Origin of the sequence: Rhodococcus sp. 27YEA15 (genome assembly GCF_049739425.1) — a bacterium.
In the GTDB taxonomy this organism is placed as follows: Bacteria; Actinomycetota; Actinomycetes; order Mycobacteriales; family Mycobacteriaceae; genus Rhodococcus_F.
Genome location: NZ_JBMHHW010000001.1, coordinates 1642504 through 1658699, shown reverse-complemented (window position 1 = coordinate 1658699; position 16196 = coordinate 1642504). Strand labels below are relative to the sequence as shown.

Below are 16196 nucleotides of genomic sequence, written 5' to 3'. Positions count from 1 at the left end.
CTCTCGGCTCACAGTGTGACCACCGCCTCTGCCAATGCGGCCAATCGCTGTCCGATCGCCTCCGCGACCGCCGTCGGAATCGTCGATTCGACTGCCTGCGCGCCGGCCACTGTCACCGTCGCCGATCGCGAGTCGGTGTGCCCGGACACCGCGACCGTCACGTCCACCGAAGCCGACGGCTCCGCCAACCAGGTGAGATCGGCGGGCAGTGCGTCCACTCCCGTCTCGACCACTCGAATCACCACTCCCGGGCTCGGCAACTGCGCCATCATCTGCGCAGTCTGAGCGCCCAGGTACCGAAGCAGGCTGTAGCCGTCCGCACCGCCCTCGAGCGAATCGGCCTCGCGTAATGCCGCCTCGGCCACCTCACGAGACGTGGCTGCGTCACCACCGACCTCGATGCGAACCGGGATTCCGGCGGTCCACGCCCCGGCCAGGCGCGTGCAGTCCGGATCGGTGGGCGAAGCAAGGCGCCCGTCGCGCTGCACTTCCAGGATCACCTGAGCCGATCCGGTACCCCGCCAGTGCGCGATCGCGTCGGCGAGCGCCGCGATCGCCGTCGACTCGACCGCTCCCGTACTCGCCCCGCCTACCGGCACCGAGCGCGTCTCGACGCCCCCGAGAGCCCCGGCTCCGGTTGCGAGAACATGTGCCGCGCCGACCACGTGACTCCAGTGCACCAGCTGCCCCGTCAACGCGGGGTCCTGGGCGCGATCGTTCAGGCGACCGGCGAACCCTCTCGCCGATGCCCTCGGGCGTGCAGGTAACGGCGCATCCCCGGAACCGTGCCGGGCGAGCAATGCCGACAGATCGTCCCGGATCACCCGGAACGTCCACGCGTCGACGGCGAAGGGATGGATCGCCAACTGCAACAGCCCCTCTTCGTCCGGGGTGCCCGGATGCAACCGCGCCGCCACCACTGCCACTTCCGGGTCCAGAGTCGGTGCTCGGTCCACGTCCACGCGGTCCCCGACCAGCTCCACCACGACATTCGATTCTTCGGTGACCTCCAGTGACCACAGCGTGCCCGCCACCGTCGTCAATCGCAGTCGCAGGGCGTCGTGAATCCGCAGGAGCTCGGCGATCACGCCCTCGACGTCTGCGACGCCGAGACTCCCCGGCGTCGAGAGCACGATGGCAGCGGCGACTGCCGGAGCACCCACCCCACTTTCCCGCCTCCGGTACACCGACGCCGGTAACGGGATCGGTCCGCAGTCGACAACCGGATCGGCCGGCGAGTCGTCTGGGATTACCTCGTCATCGCTCGCGCCGAGCAGTTCGGTGAATTCGGCGACCGCGGCCAGCGCCGCGGGCGTGCGCCATTTGAAGATCTCGCGTGGTCCGAAGGTGATTCCCGCACGGCGGGCCTCACCTACCACTCGCATCGACAGGATGCTGTCGCCGCCGAGCATGAAGAAGTCGTCGTCCGCTCCGACGTCGTCGAGATCCAACACGGCGGCGAACAGTGCACACATCGCCACTTCGGCGGGATCGCTCGGTGCTCGCCGCTCGCTCGGCTCCGGTGCCCGCGGAACGGGCAGGGCCTTGCGATCGAGTTTGCCGTTGGCGGTGACCGGAAATTCGTCGAGAACGGCGACAGTGGCTGGCACCATGTACTCCGGCAGGAGTGTGGAGGCGTATTCCAACACCGCACTCACCGCCGCCGAAGAGTCGGCGAGCACTACACAGGCATGGATCTGGCTGCCGTGAACCACCACTGCCGAACTCACCACGTCCGGATGGGACGTGAGAACCGCCTCGATCTCCCCGAGTTCGATGCGCAGGCCACGAAGTTTGACCTGAGAGTCGGTACGGCCGAGGTAGTCGAGCGTCAGCCCCGACGCGGTGCGGCGCCACCGGACGAGGTCCCCGGTCCGGTAGAGACGACCTCCGCTCCCCTCGATGTCGGCCACGAAACGATCTGCCGTCAGCGCCGACCGGCCGAAATATCCACGCGCGAGCTGCACTCCACCGAGATACAGCTCGCCCGGGACACCGATCGGGACTCTCTGCAGGTACCGATTCAGCACCAGGGTTCGGGTATTCCACACCGGAGTGCCGATCGGAACACTCGACTGCTCGCCGCCGCCGGACTGCCGCAGTTCCACATGGGTGACGTCCACGGCGGCCTCGGTCGGTCCGTACAGGTTGTGCAGCTCCCCGTCGACCAGATCGTGGAACCGGTCGCGATGGTCGGCAGTCAACGCTTCGCCGCTACACAGCACACGGGCCACCGCCGGCCTGCCCAGCTCCGGTTGTGTCGCCACTGTTTCGAGGAAAGCGGCCAGCATCGACGGCACGAAATGCACCAGCGTGACCCGGCGCTTGTCGAGCACGTCCACCAGATAGCCGGGGTCGCGATGACCGTCGGGGACGGCGGTGACCAGAGTAGCGCCGGTCACCAAGGGCCAGAAGAACTCCCACACCGAGACATCGAATCCGGACGGAGTCTTCTGCAGCACCCGATCACCGACACCGATGCCCAATTGCGCCTGCATCCACACGATGCGGTTGGCGATACTACGATGGCTGACCACGACACCCTTGGGCTTGCCCGTGGATCCGGACGTGTACAACACGTAGGCCGCCGCATCGGGATGAACCGATTTCCGGGGCAGAGTCGTTGCGGCACCGTCATTCTCGGCCACACCGTGGTCGTCCACGACCAGCACCGGAACACCGATCGGCGGAGCGGGGCGTCCGGCGGAGGTGACAAGCAGTACCGGATCGGCATCGGCGACCATGTACGCCAGACGATCTGCCGGGTAGCTGTCGTCGAGCGGAAGATACGCCGCACCGGCGCGGTGCACGGCCAGCAACGTGACGATCAGCGCTGCGCTGCGCCGAACCGATACCGCCACCACCGGTTCGACCGAGCCGCTCGCCTCGCAGGCCCCGTGGATCAGCGCGGCGAGGGAGTCGACCTTGGTGCCGAGTTCTCGGTAGGTCAATTCCAATCCGGTCTCGTCCACGAGGACAGCGAGCGCATCCGGGGTGGCGGTGACCTGGCGGGCGAACAACTCCGGCAACGGGCTGCTGCTTGCCGCACCTGGATCGGTCCGCCCCGATTCGTACTGCTCGACAAGGCGACGCTCGTCGACGGGCAGGAGCTCGAGCCGTGAGACGGGGGTGGTCGGTGACGCGGCGACGACGCCGAGTAGATCCTTCAGTCGCCGAGCCAAAGCGGCTACGGTGTCCCGGTCGAAGAGATCCACGGCGTATTCGATCCGAGCCGACACCGCACCTGCCGGGGTCTGCGCCAGATCGAAGGTCAGGTCGAACTTGGCGGCTCCGACGTCGACGGTGACGGGCTCGACCGTCAAACCCGTCATGGAGATCTTCGCGATCGGATCGCGATACTGCACCAGGGTCTGGAACAGCGGTTGACGCGACAGTGAACGAGTGTGCGCGAGCTTCTCGACGAGTCGGTCGAACGGCACGTCCTGATGAGCGAATGCGTCCAGATCTGCCTTTCGCACTCGACCCAGTACGTCGGCGAAACTCGGATCACCACTGAGGTCGGTGCGAAGCACCAGTGTGTTGACGAAGAAACCGAGCAGCCGCTCGAGTGCCGCATCCGAACGACCCGCGACGGGCGAGCCGATCACGATGTCGTCTCCCGCGCCCGACGCCTTCAAGAGCAGTGCGACGCCGGCGTGGGCCACCATGAACATGGTGGCGCCGAGTTCCGTGGCGACAGAGCGCAGCCGAGACACCACCGCCGGCGCGAGTTCGAACGTGACGACATCACCGCGATAGGTACTCACGCTGGGCCGCAGCCGATCTCGCGGTAGTTCCAGCTCCTCCGGTATGCCCGCCAGTGTCGTCGTCCAGTAGGCGGTCTGCCCAGCGATGTCGGAGTTCGGACCGTCGAGTGACCCCGACTGCCAGACGGTGTAGTCACGGTAACGAACCGCGGGGGCTTCGATCGGAGACGGAGCGGCGTCCGAGACCGCCCGCGTGTATGCGGTAGACAGGTCCGCCACCAGCGGACGCGACGACCATTCGTCCGCTGCGATGTGATGGATCAAAACCATCAGATACGACGTCGTGGTGTCGACACGGAACAGCGTGACCCGCACCGGTACATCGCGTTCCAGGTCGAAGACGTGCCGTGCGGCCTCACGTAACTGCTCGTGAACGCACTCGGGTGTCGTGTCGATCTCGTCGAACGGCACCACGCACTCGTCGGTGGGCAGTACTCGCTGGAAGCCGACGACGCCGATGTTCCCGTCCCCGGCGGCGACAACTCCGTCCAGACCGCCGGAGGCGACAACTCCGTCCAGACCGCCGGCGGCGACAACGTCGTGCCGGTCGCCGGAGAAGACGGTTCGAAGTGTCTCGTGAACGCGCTGCAGTTCGGCCAGCGCGGTGGCAAGGGCCGCCGAATCGACGCGCCCGGTCAGCTTCATCGTGAACGGGACGTTGTACGTCGAACTGGGGCCCTCGAGCTGGTACAGGAACCACAGCCGCCGTTGCGCTGCGGACATCGGAATCTCCGCAGGCAGATCCTGTCGCACGATCTGCGGTCTCGCTGCGACGGTGTCCCGCATTCCGGCGGCGATCGCCGCCGGCGTGCGCAGGTCGAAGATCTCACGGATGGACACTTGCCGGCCGAGCCGAGAACGCATCAACGACGAGAGCCGGGTGGCCGACAGCGAATTACCGCCGAGCGCGAAGAAGTCCTCGTCCGGGCCGACGTGGTCCACGCCGAGCACGTCACCGAGAAGGGCACATAGTTCCGCTTCCATCGGGCCGTCGGGAGCCCGACTGACGCTGCTGCGCGCCGGTGCCGGGAGTGCGTCACGATCGATCTTGCCGTTGGGAAGGGTCGGGAACACGTCGAGTTGTATCAATTGTGCCGGAATCATGTAGTCCGGCAGCACGGTCCGCAGATGCGTCTGTACGGCGGAGGTGACTATCCGCGTGTCCGCTCCGACCGCGATCACGTAGGCGAGCAGTTGATCGGATCCGTCCGCTACGGCGCGAACTGCGACCAGGGCGGCGGCAACGTCGGGGTGCGCAGTCAGTGCCGCTTCCACCTCACCGGCTTCGATCCTGAATCCGCGCAGACTCAGTTGGGTGTCCGCACGGGAGACGAATTCGATGGTCGCGTCGTTGCGGCGAACCAGGTCGCCGGTGCGGAAGACCCGCGCCCCGTTGCCCACCGGATCGGCCACGTAACGCAGCGCCGTCAAAGCAGGCCTGCCCAGATATCCGCGAGAGGTCTGCACCCCGCCGATGTACAGCTCCCCCACCACCGCATCCGGGACCGGTGACAGCACCGGATCGAGAATTCGCGCAGACACCCCGGGAACGGCGGAGCCTATCTGCACAGGTACCGAATGCTGTTGCGGGACTGCCCAGAGGGTGACGTCTCCGGCCACCTCGGACGATCCGTACGAGTTGACTATTCCCACGCCCGGGCGTAGCCGGCGTAGCATTTGCACCACGTCACCACCGAGCGGTTCGCCACTGAGGAACCAGTGTTCGATACCCGCGGCGGCATCGGGAGCCACGTCGACGAGCGCCGACGCCAAGGACGGTACCGCCGTGATCGCGGTGACGCCGTGCTCACGAACGAGAGCGGCCAGTGCGTTCACGTCCCGCGATTCGTCGTCGTCGGCGAGCACGATGCGCGCACCGGAGATCAGTGCTGCGAGAAGCTCGGTCGAACCGTCGATGAAACTGAAGGAACTCTTCGCCAGTCGAACGTCGTCTCCGGATCTCGCACCGGTCAGCTCGCGCTGCCACAGCAACCTGTTTGCCAGCGCCCCGGCGGTGCCGGACACACCCTTGGGTGTACCCGTCGACCCGGAGGTGTAGACGACGTAGGCGAGATTGCCCGCCTCGATCTCAACCCATCGAGGCTCCGACGACTCAGCAGCGCATTGCCTTTCGAGTTCCTCGACGTCCACCCCGGCCACGTCCGTCCCGGCCACGTCGCCCACGACAGCTCGGCTTCCATGGTCGAACACCACCAGATCCGGTGCAGCGTCGGACAACATGAACCGGATACGCGCGCTGGGGTACTTCGGGTCGACCGGCAGGTAGGCCGCACCGGCGAGGATCACCGCACCGAGCAGGACCACCGATTCGGTGGATCGGCCGGTAGCCACCGCCACCACCGAATCCGGACCGATACCGCGTGCTCGCAACCCGCGAGCCAACCGGTGAGATCGCTCGGCCACCTCGCGATAGGTGTACGCCCCGGTCGTGGTGAGGACAGCGATGTCGTCACCGGCCTCGCGGTAGGCCTGCGTCAGGATCTCGGGGAGCAGGCTGCCCGGCGCCTCGAGGTGGTCGCTCGCGGCCAGTTCGCCGCGCTCGTCTGCGGTGAGCACGTTCAACCCGGCCAGGGTGACAGCCTCCGGCTCGACGAACTGTGCGAGCACACCGAGTAGGCGATTCCCGATCGATTCGATCGTGGACCGGTCGAACAGATCGGCAGCGAATTCGATTCGAACCGCCAATTCCTCTGCAGATTCGACGAATTCGAAGGTCAGGTCGAACTTGGCGGTCCCGGTCTGCAGATAGGAGGCGCTGACGTCGAGTCCCACGAATTCGGGGAGTTCCGGCTCGGACCGGTGCTGGACCATGGTCTGGAAGACCGGATGCCTGGCGAGCGAGCGGGTGACACCGAGATGATCGACCACCTGATCGAACGAAACATCCTGGTGCGCCAAGGTGTCGAGGGTGCCGCTTCGCACCCGTCGCAGCACCTCGGACATCGTCGGGTTTCCGGAGAGATCGACCCGCTGGGCGATCGTGGTGACGAACAGTCCCACCATGTCCGTGACATCGTGGTCCTTGCGTCCGGACACCGGCGATCCGAGCACTATGTCGTCGCCGCCGCCCAGTTTCGCCAACAGCACGGATACCGCTGCCTGTGCGAGCATGTAGGTCGTTACCGAATGCCGTCGACTGCTCGATCGCAGCGCCTGCGTGTCACCGCGGTCCAGACGAATCCAGACTTCGCTGCCACGTCCGCTCGGGGTGGGCGGCCGCGGCCTGTCATACGGAAGTGCCAATTCTTCCGGCGCACCCGCCAGATACTCACCCCAGAACTCGAGATCGGCGAACTGTTCTTGACGTCGATCCGTACCGATCTCCCGCAGAACGTGATCCGCGTACTGTGGCCGATCGACGTCACTGCCGTTCGACGGATCTCGATACGCCGCAGCCAGATCGGTCAGTAGTGGACCAGCCGACCATTCGTCACCCGCGATGTGGTGAACGAGCAACACCAGTACCGAGTCCAGCGGCCCTGTTCGTACCAGGAACACACGCAGCGGCGCCTCCGACTCGAGGTCGAACGGGCGACGAGCGATCTCGCTCAGCACCTGATCCATCTGAGTCTGGTCCGTGTCGAGGACGACGAGATCCGGCCCGGTAGCCAGAATCCGTTGGTGTGCAACACCGTCGATGTCCACCACTATCGAGCGAAGAACATCATGACGTGCAACGACGAAGTGCACTGCGCGGTGCAAGGCCTCGACGTCCACGGTCCCCCGCACACGCAACGCGAAGGGAATGTTGTAGGTGGCGGACGGTCCGGCTGCCCGGTCCATGAACCACAACTGTTGCTGCGCCGGCGACAGCGGAACCGGTTCGAATCGATCAGCGCGAGTCGGGAAGGGCGTGCCTGGCCGCTCGGCCGTGGCAGGCCGGGCCTGCTCCACGATCGCAGCCAGAGCTGCCACCGTCGGAGCATCGAACACATTTCGAAGCGAAATATTCACGCCGAGATCGGCTTTGATTCGAGTGATCAGTCGTGTCGCCGACAATGACGTGCCACCGAGCGTGAAGAAGTCCGCATCCACGCCCAGCCCTGAAACTGCAAGCACGTCCTCGAAGCGTGCCGCCAAATCGAGCTCCACTGCCGACGCCGGTGCCCGTCCGGTATCGCCGGCGTCGAACTCCGGGGCCGGCAGCCGCTTGCGATCGACCTTGAGATTCGGCGTCAGCGGGAACTCGTCGAGAATCATGACCGCGGCCGGCACCATGTACGCCGGTAGTCGAGCCGCCAGGCAGTCCATTGTCAGCGCCGAGTCCGGGGTCGCTCCCGCCGCCGGAGTGACGTACACGAACAAACGCGCCGAGCCGTCCGCACCGGTGCGCGCAACCGCGACCGCCTGGGCAACCCCGGGTGCGGTCGTCGCCACGGTTTCGATCTCACCGAGCTCGATCCGGTGACCACGGACCTTGACCTGGTCGTCGGCTCGGCTCAGATATTCGAGCTCGCCGTCCGCGCGCCAGCGTACGAGATCTCCGGTGCGATACATGAGTTCACCGGCGCCGGTCGTCGACGGATCGGCGACAAATCTGGTTGCGGTCAACCCGGCTCGCCCACGGTAGCCACGGGCCAGTTGCGGGCCGGCGACGTACAGTTCTCCCACGACACCGACGTCCACGGGCGTCAAAGCGCCGTCGAGGACGCGAACGGCACTACCGTCGAACGGAACACCGATCGACCCGGTCCATTCGGTCACCTCCGCGACTGCCCCACCGATCGCCTGCGTGACTGCAACACTGGTGCACCACACCGTCGCCTCGGTGGGCCCGTACATGTTGCGGACCGACTTCGCGGCCCGCGCCAGATCCGTCGCCAACCGGCCCGGCAATGCCTCACCGCCGACCAGGACGTCGACGCCGTCCAGCCCCGCGCCACCGGTCTCCTCGATTACTGCACCCCACAGCGACGGGGTCGCCTGCATGGCCGTGACACCGTGTGCGGCGATCAGCTGTGCGAGCGCGGCGGGATCGCGTGCTTCGCTCTCGTCGGCGAGCACCACAGTTCCGCCGGCGGCCAACGGAACGAACAATTCCAACGCGGCGATGTCGAAGGACAAAGTGGTCACCGCGAGCAAGCTCGATCCGGCGCCCAGCTCGATCACGTCGGATGCGGCCCGGACGAACCGTGCGAGGGCCCGCCGATCGATCACCACACCTTTGGGGTTGCCGGTAGAACCCGAGGTGTAGATGAGGTAAGCGGCGTTGGCGGGGCGCGGCGTACCTACGGCGACCGGCCGGCGTTCGGTGACGGGTGATGTCCATTCGACCGTGTCGGCGACGATCACGCCGGTGACGGTGCCGCCCGGCACGTTCACCTCCGGCAGACCTTCAGGTCCGGTGAGGAGGACGCGGGGCCGTGCGTCGTCGAGCATGTATTCGACACGCGTACGAGGAAATGCCGGATCGAGAGGCAGATACGCACTGCCGCAACGCAATACCGCAAGTATGGCAACCACCATGTCCACAGTTCGCGGTAGCGCGAGAGCAACGACCACCTCCGGACCGGCACCCCGAGCGCGCAGCTCGGCTGCCACCGCGTCCACTCTCGTGGCGAGATCGCTGTACGTGATCGACTGGCCCCGGCAGGTCACTGCCGGAGCAGCGCCCCGATCGCGAACCTGAGTGTCGAAGAGTTCAAGCACGTCTGGTGAATCCGTGGAGTTCGAGAGAACCCCGGCCCAGGATTCGTCCATGATCCGGCGCACGGCGGCCGGTCGTAGGTCCACCGCACTGACAGGTGCGTTGTTGCGATCCGGATCGGCGGCGACACCGACGAGGTCTGCCAGCGCCTCGCCGTGTGCCCGCACCTGCTCGGGTGTGTATCGGTCGGCGTCCGCGTCGATCTGGAACTCCAGCTCGCGGGTGCGATCGAGTCTGCGCACCACGATCGAGACATCCCGTACCGGTCCACGCGCCAGCGAGTGAACCACGGCCTCCGCGTCGACGAAGCGCAGGGTATCGCCGAACGGTTTGACGTTCACGGTGGGCCCGACGAGCCCCGCACTGCCGGCTGGAAGCCGCAGATCACGGTGAATGTCTTCGCCGCGGTATCTCGCGTGCGGCCGGATCCTGGCCTGAGCTTCCCGGACACGATCCGCCAGATCTGTCGACGTGTCGTAGCGTGTCACCGGTATTCGTAGCGGAAGCACGTTCACTGCAACGGTCAGCGCGCGAGCCGACGCCGTGCCCAGGCGATTCATCGACGGGAATCCGAGTATCACGTCCGAGGCCCCGGTGCGACGGCCGACATACGCTGCGACGAGGGCGGTCACGGCGTCCGCCCATCCGGCCCCCGCCGGAGTGTCGGACAAACGATCGACGACCTCGGCCGGAACCAGTACCGACTCCGACACGATCCGGCGTGCGGTATGTGCAGCTCCCACCGAACCTGATCCGTCCAGCGTGAGGGCCTCCGGTGCGTTTCGCAGTTCGTGCGCCCAGAACTCCCGGCTCGCCGCGAATTCGTCGGAGTCCCGATAGTCCCGGTCGACGTCGACCACGGTCCGAAGATCCGTCCGACGTGCCTCGGGTATCTCGATTCCACGCCGTAACGCGCTGTAGACCTGCGCAATACGGCGACCGAGTATTCCGTAACCGTAGACGTCGATCAGAATATGATGCGCCTTCAAGAACAGCGCGATCCGATTGTCCTCGAGAACATGGACACGGGCACCGAATCCGATTTCCACAGCCGGGTCGATCGGCGTCTGCAGTTCGTGTTTCATCGCCGCGATCGCAGCGTCGAGCGGGTCACCGGGGCCGGTCACTCGCACTACCTCCGTCGCCGGAAACCGCCGGCCACCCAGACGCTGCGTGAGACCGCCTGCGCCGTTGTCGAAGGCCGCCGAGAGTTCCGGGGACTCGGCGAGTACCACGTCTACTGCCGCGGCGAGAACGTGCGCGTCACCGCCCCGAATCTCGATGCATTGCCCTGTGACGAAGGTGTGGTTGGTGGGATCGAGTTGCTGAGCGAACCACAAGCCGGACTGAGCCGCGGACAGATGCAGACGACTAGGCCGGTTGTCCGGCGTGACCTCACTCGACAACACTAGACTTCCTCCACCGGCCCACGGCCCTGTTCACGATCAGCGACAAACGCAGATATGCCTTTAGGGTTACCTACCCTAACAGTTGCTAGGATGGTCGCCGAGGACAGCCCGCCCCGGACAAAACCCCTCCGAAAGGACGCCGCACCATGCCGGTGATCACCCCGTCTCGACGGGTAGAACTACCCATCGTTCTGCGCAAGCTCGACATTCTCCGAGTAGAGGACGTCACCCCGAGCATGCGGCGGCTGACGCTGGGCGGCACGCAACTCGGAGCATTTCGTTCCGGCGAGTTCGACGTACCGGCATTCACCACGGCGGGCGCGGACGACTACGTCAAGATCTTCCTCCCCGAGCCCGGCAGCTCGTCCCCGGTACTCCCCGAGCAGCACGACGGGCACCTGCACTGGCCCAAGAAGCCCGCACCGGTGGCTCGCGCGTACACGGTGCGCCGATTCGATTCGGCAGCAGGAGAACTCGATCTCGACTTCGTACTCCACGGGCACGGGCCGGCCGGAAACTGGGCCCGAGCAGCAGCTCCGGGAGACTCCGTTCATCTAGCCGGGCCGAAAGCCTCCACCATCACTCCGGTCGGTGCCGACTGGTGGCTCCTGGTGGGCGATGCCACCGCACTGCCTGCGGTCGGTCACTTCGTCGACACCCATACCGACCCTGCCGCCCTTCACGCCGTCGTCCTGGTCGACGGCCCCGGAGAGGAGCAGCGGAACCTCGCCGGAGTTACCTGGGTGCACCGCACCGGAGGTGTTGCCGATGCAGAACTGATCGGCCGGGCGGTACGAGAGAAGGTACCTGCAGGCGGCGACGGGTGGATCTGGGTGGCCGGTGAAGCCGCGATCGTGCGGGAAGTACGTGGGATCGCCAAATCGCTCGGACTCGGCAAAGAACAACTCGACGCAACCGGATACTGGCGCGATCAGAGTCACGGAAGCGCCTTCTCTCGGTTGCGCGCGCTACGCGATCAAGCCGTGGACGCCGTCGGCGCGCGTCTAGGCTGAGCGGCCCTAGGCTCGCGCCGGTCCGCGCCCGGTTCATCTCACCGAGCACTCTCCGGGCGCGCACACTCGCCCGGCGTTTCCGCGTTCGGGTGCACCCGCTACTCGGGCAGCCGCGCCTTCAATCGCGTCGACAAGGTGTGGGCCTGCTCGAGCAGCATCGTGCCCAATTCGGCGTGGCGATCCGGACGAAATCGTGTCTCGACACCCGTCAGGCTCAACGCCCAGGCCGGTCGGCCGTACCGATCGAAGACTGCCGCTCCCATCCCCCAACTACCCTCGACGATCAGAGCCGGGTTGACCGTGTACCCGGTGGTCTTGGTCGATTCGATCCGCTCCCGGATGGCCGCCTCGCGGTGAACGCTGCCCCACTCGGCTTCCAGATCGTTACGCGCGAAATAGTCGTCGATGTCGCGTGCGGGCAGGTGACTCAGAATCGCAAGACCTGCAGACGCGACGCCCAGCGGGAACCGCTTGCCCTCGTGCAGTACGTGCGAGCGCAGCGGGAAACTTCCCTCCTGACTCAGAACGCATACCGTCTCGTCACCGCGTCTGGCCGACAGGAATGCGCTTTCTCCGCTTGACCTCGCCAGCTCGTCGAGTACCTCGCGGGCGTGGTCGGCTATGTCGTATCGATTACCTGCCGCCGCGCCCAGCAAGTACAACTCCGGACCGAGATACCACCGACCATTGGTACGGTCACGGTCCACCAGCCCTTCCGCGGCGAGCATCGTCAGCAATCGGTGCGCCGTCGGCCTGGCGAGGTCGGCCGTCCGGCCGAGGTCGGTGGTGCTCGCTCCGCCCGGTTCCGAGGCCCCCACAGACCGCAACAATGCCGCCACCCTCGATACGACGTGCGGCGATTGTCCCGAAGAAGTCATCCTGCCACCCTAGCGTCCATTCTATGAACACATTGCACTCTCACGGTCAATGGATGAGCAATATCGAACTCGTCATCGTGAATCATTGATCGGTTGAACTGCACATAGTTGACTGTAGGGGATTCAGGACTCGCGTTTACATGGTGAACGCAGATAGGAGCCATAGTGACGAGCAAGGTATACAAGTCGGCCGCGGACGCGGTCGCCGACATCGGCGACGGTGCCACCCTGGCAGTCGGCGGATTCGGCCTGTGCGGCATCCCCGACTCCCTGATCGAGGCCATCGCCGCAACGGCGACAACCGGCCTCGAGGTGTTCTCCAACAACTGCGGCGTCGACGACCACGGTTTGGGCATCCTGCTCTCGGCCGGCCGCATCAGCCGAGTAACCGCGTCGTACGTCGGAGAGAACAAGGAATTCGCGCGGCAATACCTCGCAGGTGAGCTGGAAGTGGAGTTGACCCCGCAGGGAACCCTCGCCGAGCGTCTACGCGCCGGCGGAACCGGCATCCCCGCATTCTTCACGCCTGCCGGTGTGGGCAGCCCGATCTCCGACGGCGGTATGCCGTGGCGGTACAGCCAGGACGGATCCATCGCAATCGCCTCACCGCCCAAGGAAACTCGGGTCTTCGGCGACAAACGCTATGTGATGGAAGAAGCCATCAACGCCGACTACGCCCTCGTCCATGCCGTGCTGGGCGACACCGACGGCAACCTGGTATTCGACAAGACCGCGATGAACTTCAACCCGCTCGCGGCAATGGCCGGACGCATCACCATCGCCCAGGTGGAACGCCTCGTGGAGCCTGGCGAGATCGACCCCGCCGCAGTGCACCTACCCGGCGTGTTCGTCCAGCGCATCGTGAACACGGGACCGCAGAACAAGCGAATCGAAAAGCGCACCGTCAGCGCTTCGGAAGGAACAACGCGATGAGCACCCCAGTGACAGCCGCCGGATGGACACGCCAGCAGATGGCAGCGCGTGCCGCAGACGAGATGATCGACGGCGAATACGTCAACCTCGGCATCGGACTCCCCACCCTCATACCCGGCTACCTCGGATCCGACGTCCGGGTGGTCCTGCATTCGGAGAACGGCATCCTCGGAACCGGCCCGTACCCGACCGAGGACAACGTCGATCCCGACCTCATCAACGCGGGGAAGGAGACCGTCACCGTCAATCCCGGTGCAGCATACTTCGATTCGGCGCTCTCGTTCGGAATGATCCGTGGCGGCCACATCGACACCGCCGTCCTCGGCGGCATGCAGGTTTCCCGCACCGGCGACCTCGCCAACTGGATGGTCCCCGGTAAGATGGTCAAGGGCATGGGCGGTGCGATGGACCTCGTACACGGTGCCCGCCGGGTCATCGTCGTCATGGAGCACAACGACCGCGACGGCAATCCGAAGATCGTCGACACCTGCACCCTTCCGTTGACCGGCCAGGGTGTCGTCAACCGCATCATCACCAACCTCGCCGTCATCGACGTCTCGGGTGAAGGAACTCTCGTGCTTCGAGAGTTGGCACCCGATGTCACCGTCGAGGACGTAATCGCCGCAACCGGCACCGAACTGAAGGTAGAACTGGCATGACCGACAAGACTTCTGTGATTGTGGCGGGGGCTCGTACCCCGATGGGTCGACTCCTGGGAAACCTGAAAACCCTCTCCGGATCCGACCTCGGCGCCATCGCCATCAAAGGCGCCCTCGACAAATCCGGCATCACCCCCGAACAAGTCGACTACGTCATCATGGGACAAGTCCTCACCGCCGGCGCCGGCCAAATGCCCGCCCGCCAAGCCGCCGTCGCCGCCGGCATCCCCATGAACGTCCCCGCCCTGACCATCAACAAAGTCTGCCTCTCCGGCATCGACGCCATCGCCCTCGCCGACCAACTCATCCGCGCCGGCGAATTCGACACCATCGTCGCCGGCGGACAAGAATCGATGACCCAAGCCCCCCACCTCCTCGACAAAAGCCGCGAAGGCTTCAAATACGGCGACGTCACCCTCCGCGACCACATGGCCTACGACGGCCTCCACGACATCTTCACCGACCAAGCCATGGGCCTGCTCACCGAACACGTCAACGAACAACAATCCACCCACATCACCCGCGAAGAACAAGACACCTTCGCCGCCGCCTCACACCAGAACGCCGCCCGCGCCTGGAAAAACGGACTCTTCGACAACGAAGTCATCCCCGTCACCATCGCCCAACGCAGAGGCGAGCCGATCATCATCGCCCAAGACGAAGGCATCCGCGCCGACACCACCACCGAATCCCTCGGCAAACTACGTCCCGCGTTCGCCAAGGACGGCACCATCACCGCCGGCTCCGCCTCCCCGATCTCCGACGGCGCCGCCGCCGTGATCGTGATGAGCAAAACCAAAGCCGAAGAACTCGGCCTGACCTGGATCGCGGAAATCGGCGCCCACGGCGTCGTCGCCGGACCCGACTCCACCCTCCAATCCCAACCCGCCCGCGCCATCGCCACAGCCTGCGCCAAAGAAGGCATCAACCCCACCGACCTCGACCTCGTCGAAATCAACGAAGCCTTCGCCGCCGTCGGAATCGCCTCCACCCGCGAACTCGGCCTCGACCCCACCACCGTCAACGTCAACGGCGGCGCCATCGCCCTCGGCCACCCCCTCGGCATGTCCGGCGCCCGCATCGCCCTGCACCTCGCCCTCGAACTCCGACGCCGCGGCGGCGGCACCGGCGCAGCCGCACTCTGCGGCGGCGGCGGACAAGGCGACGCCCTCATCCTCCACGTCCCCAAAGCCTGACAACACAACCCGATACACCCCCTGACTCTCGGTGGGTGCGCGTGGCCTCGACCCGCGTGCACCCACCGAGTTTTTTCTCGCGTGCCGTCCACATCACAAATCTTCGTGAGCGAAACTCTTTCGCTCACGAATAATTCGTGCATTACTTATATGCGCAATTGCGTCACCCTCACTCACGATCAGGACTCCACATGCCACAACACCCCAAGGGCGCCGTTCTCGAATTCAATCTGACCGGATCCGGCCCCGGCGTGAAGCAGATAGTCACACTGGACGGCACGTCCCATTCGATCGTGGCGGAAGGACATCCGGCGTTCGGTGGCACGGACTCGGCCCCCAGCCCCCTCGACTACGCCCTGACAGCACTTCTCTCCTGCACGCAAATCACTTCGCAGATCGTGGCCCAAGGCACCGCCGGCACCGAACTCGGACTGTTCACCGGACACCTCACGGCCCACCTCGACAACTCCGTCCTCGTGCACGGAGCCGAGGGAATCTCCAATTTCGAGGACGTCACGGTGGCGATCACACTCGAAACCAACCTGTCCGACCAGGATTTCGAGACATTCACCGCCGAAGTGGAGCGTCGTTGCCCCATTACCCAGCTCTTCCGCGGAAGCGGTGTGGCGCTGAGCTACTCGTGGACCAACGCGTCACGGGCTTGACCGTCGAG

At 65.5% G+C, this 16196-nt stretch carries 7 protein-coding genes; 5 read left to right on the top strand and 2 right to left on the bottom strand.

Annotation, left to right across the window (positions count from 1 at the left end):
• Window positions 1-8: 8 nt before the first annotated feature.
• Window positions 9-10844 (bottom strand): amino acid adenylation domain-containing protein, encoded by a 10836-nt coding sequence (locus tag ABH922_RS07615; protein ID WP_424806335.1) that lies wholly within the window; start codon window positions 10842-10844, stop codon window positions 9-11.
• A 146-nt stretch (window positions 10845-10990) separates the two neighbouring features.
• Between ABH922_RS07615 and ABH922_RS07610 the strand changes: the two genes are divergently transcribed.
• Window positions 10991-11857, top strand: a complete 867-nt coding sequence (locus tag ABH922_RS07610; RefSeq protein ID WP_424806334.1) for a siderophore-interacting protein — start codon at window positions 10991-10993, stop codon at window positions 11855-11857.
• A gap of 98 nt (window positions 11858-11955) precedes the next feature.
• Here ABH922_RS07610 and ABH922_RS07605 read toward each other — a convergent pair whose 3' ends face one another.
• Window positions 11956-12735 carry an IclR family transcriptional regulator gene (locus ABH922_RS07605; RefSeq protein WP_424806333.1) on the bottom strand — a complete coding sequence of 260 codons (780 nt, stop codon included), beginning with the start codon at window positions 12733-12735 and terminating at the stop codon, window positions 11956-11958.
• 165 nt (window positions 12736-12900) lie between these two features.
• Between ABH922_RS07605 and ABH922_RS07600 the strand changes: the two genes are divergently transcribed.
• The 4 genes from ABH922_RS07600 (at window position 12901) to ABH922_RS07585 (ending at window position 16188) form a co-directional block, all read left to right on the top strand.
• Entirely contained in the window at window positions 12901-13668 is a 768-nt protein-coding gene (locus tag ABH922_RS07600; RefSeq protein ID WP_424806332.1) for a CoA transferase subunit A, read from the top strand.
• Window positions 13665-14327 carry a CoA transferase subunit B gene (locus ABH922_RS07595; protein WP_424806331.1) on the top strand — a complete coding sequence of 221 codons (663 nt, stop codon included), beginning with the start codon at window positions 13665-13667 and terminating at the stop codon, window positions 14325-14327. Before ABH922_RS07600 ends, ABH922_RS07595 begins: the two co-directional genes overlap by 4 nt.
• Entirely contained in the window at window positions 14324-15523 is a 1200-nt protein-coding gene (locus tag ABH922_RS07590; protein WP_424806330.1) for an acetyl-CoA C-acetyltransferase, read from the top strand. The genes ABH922_RS07595 and ABH922_RS07590 overlap by 4 nt, the downstream gene beginning before the upstream one ends.
• Before the next feature lie 191 nt (window positions 15524-15714).
• Window positions 15715-16188, top strand: a complete 474-nt coding sequence (locus ABH922_RS07585) for an OsmC family protein (protein ID WP_424806329.1) — start codon at window positions 15715-15717, stop codon at window positions 16186-16188.
• Window positions 16189-16196: the final 8 nt, after the last annotated feature.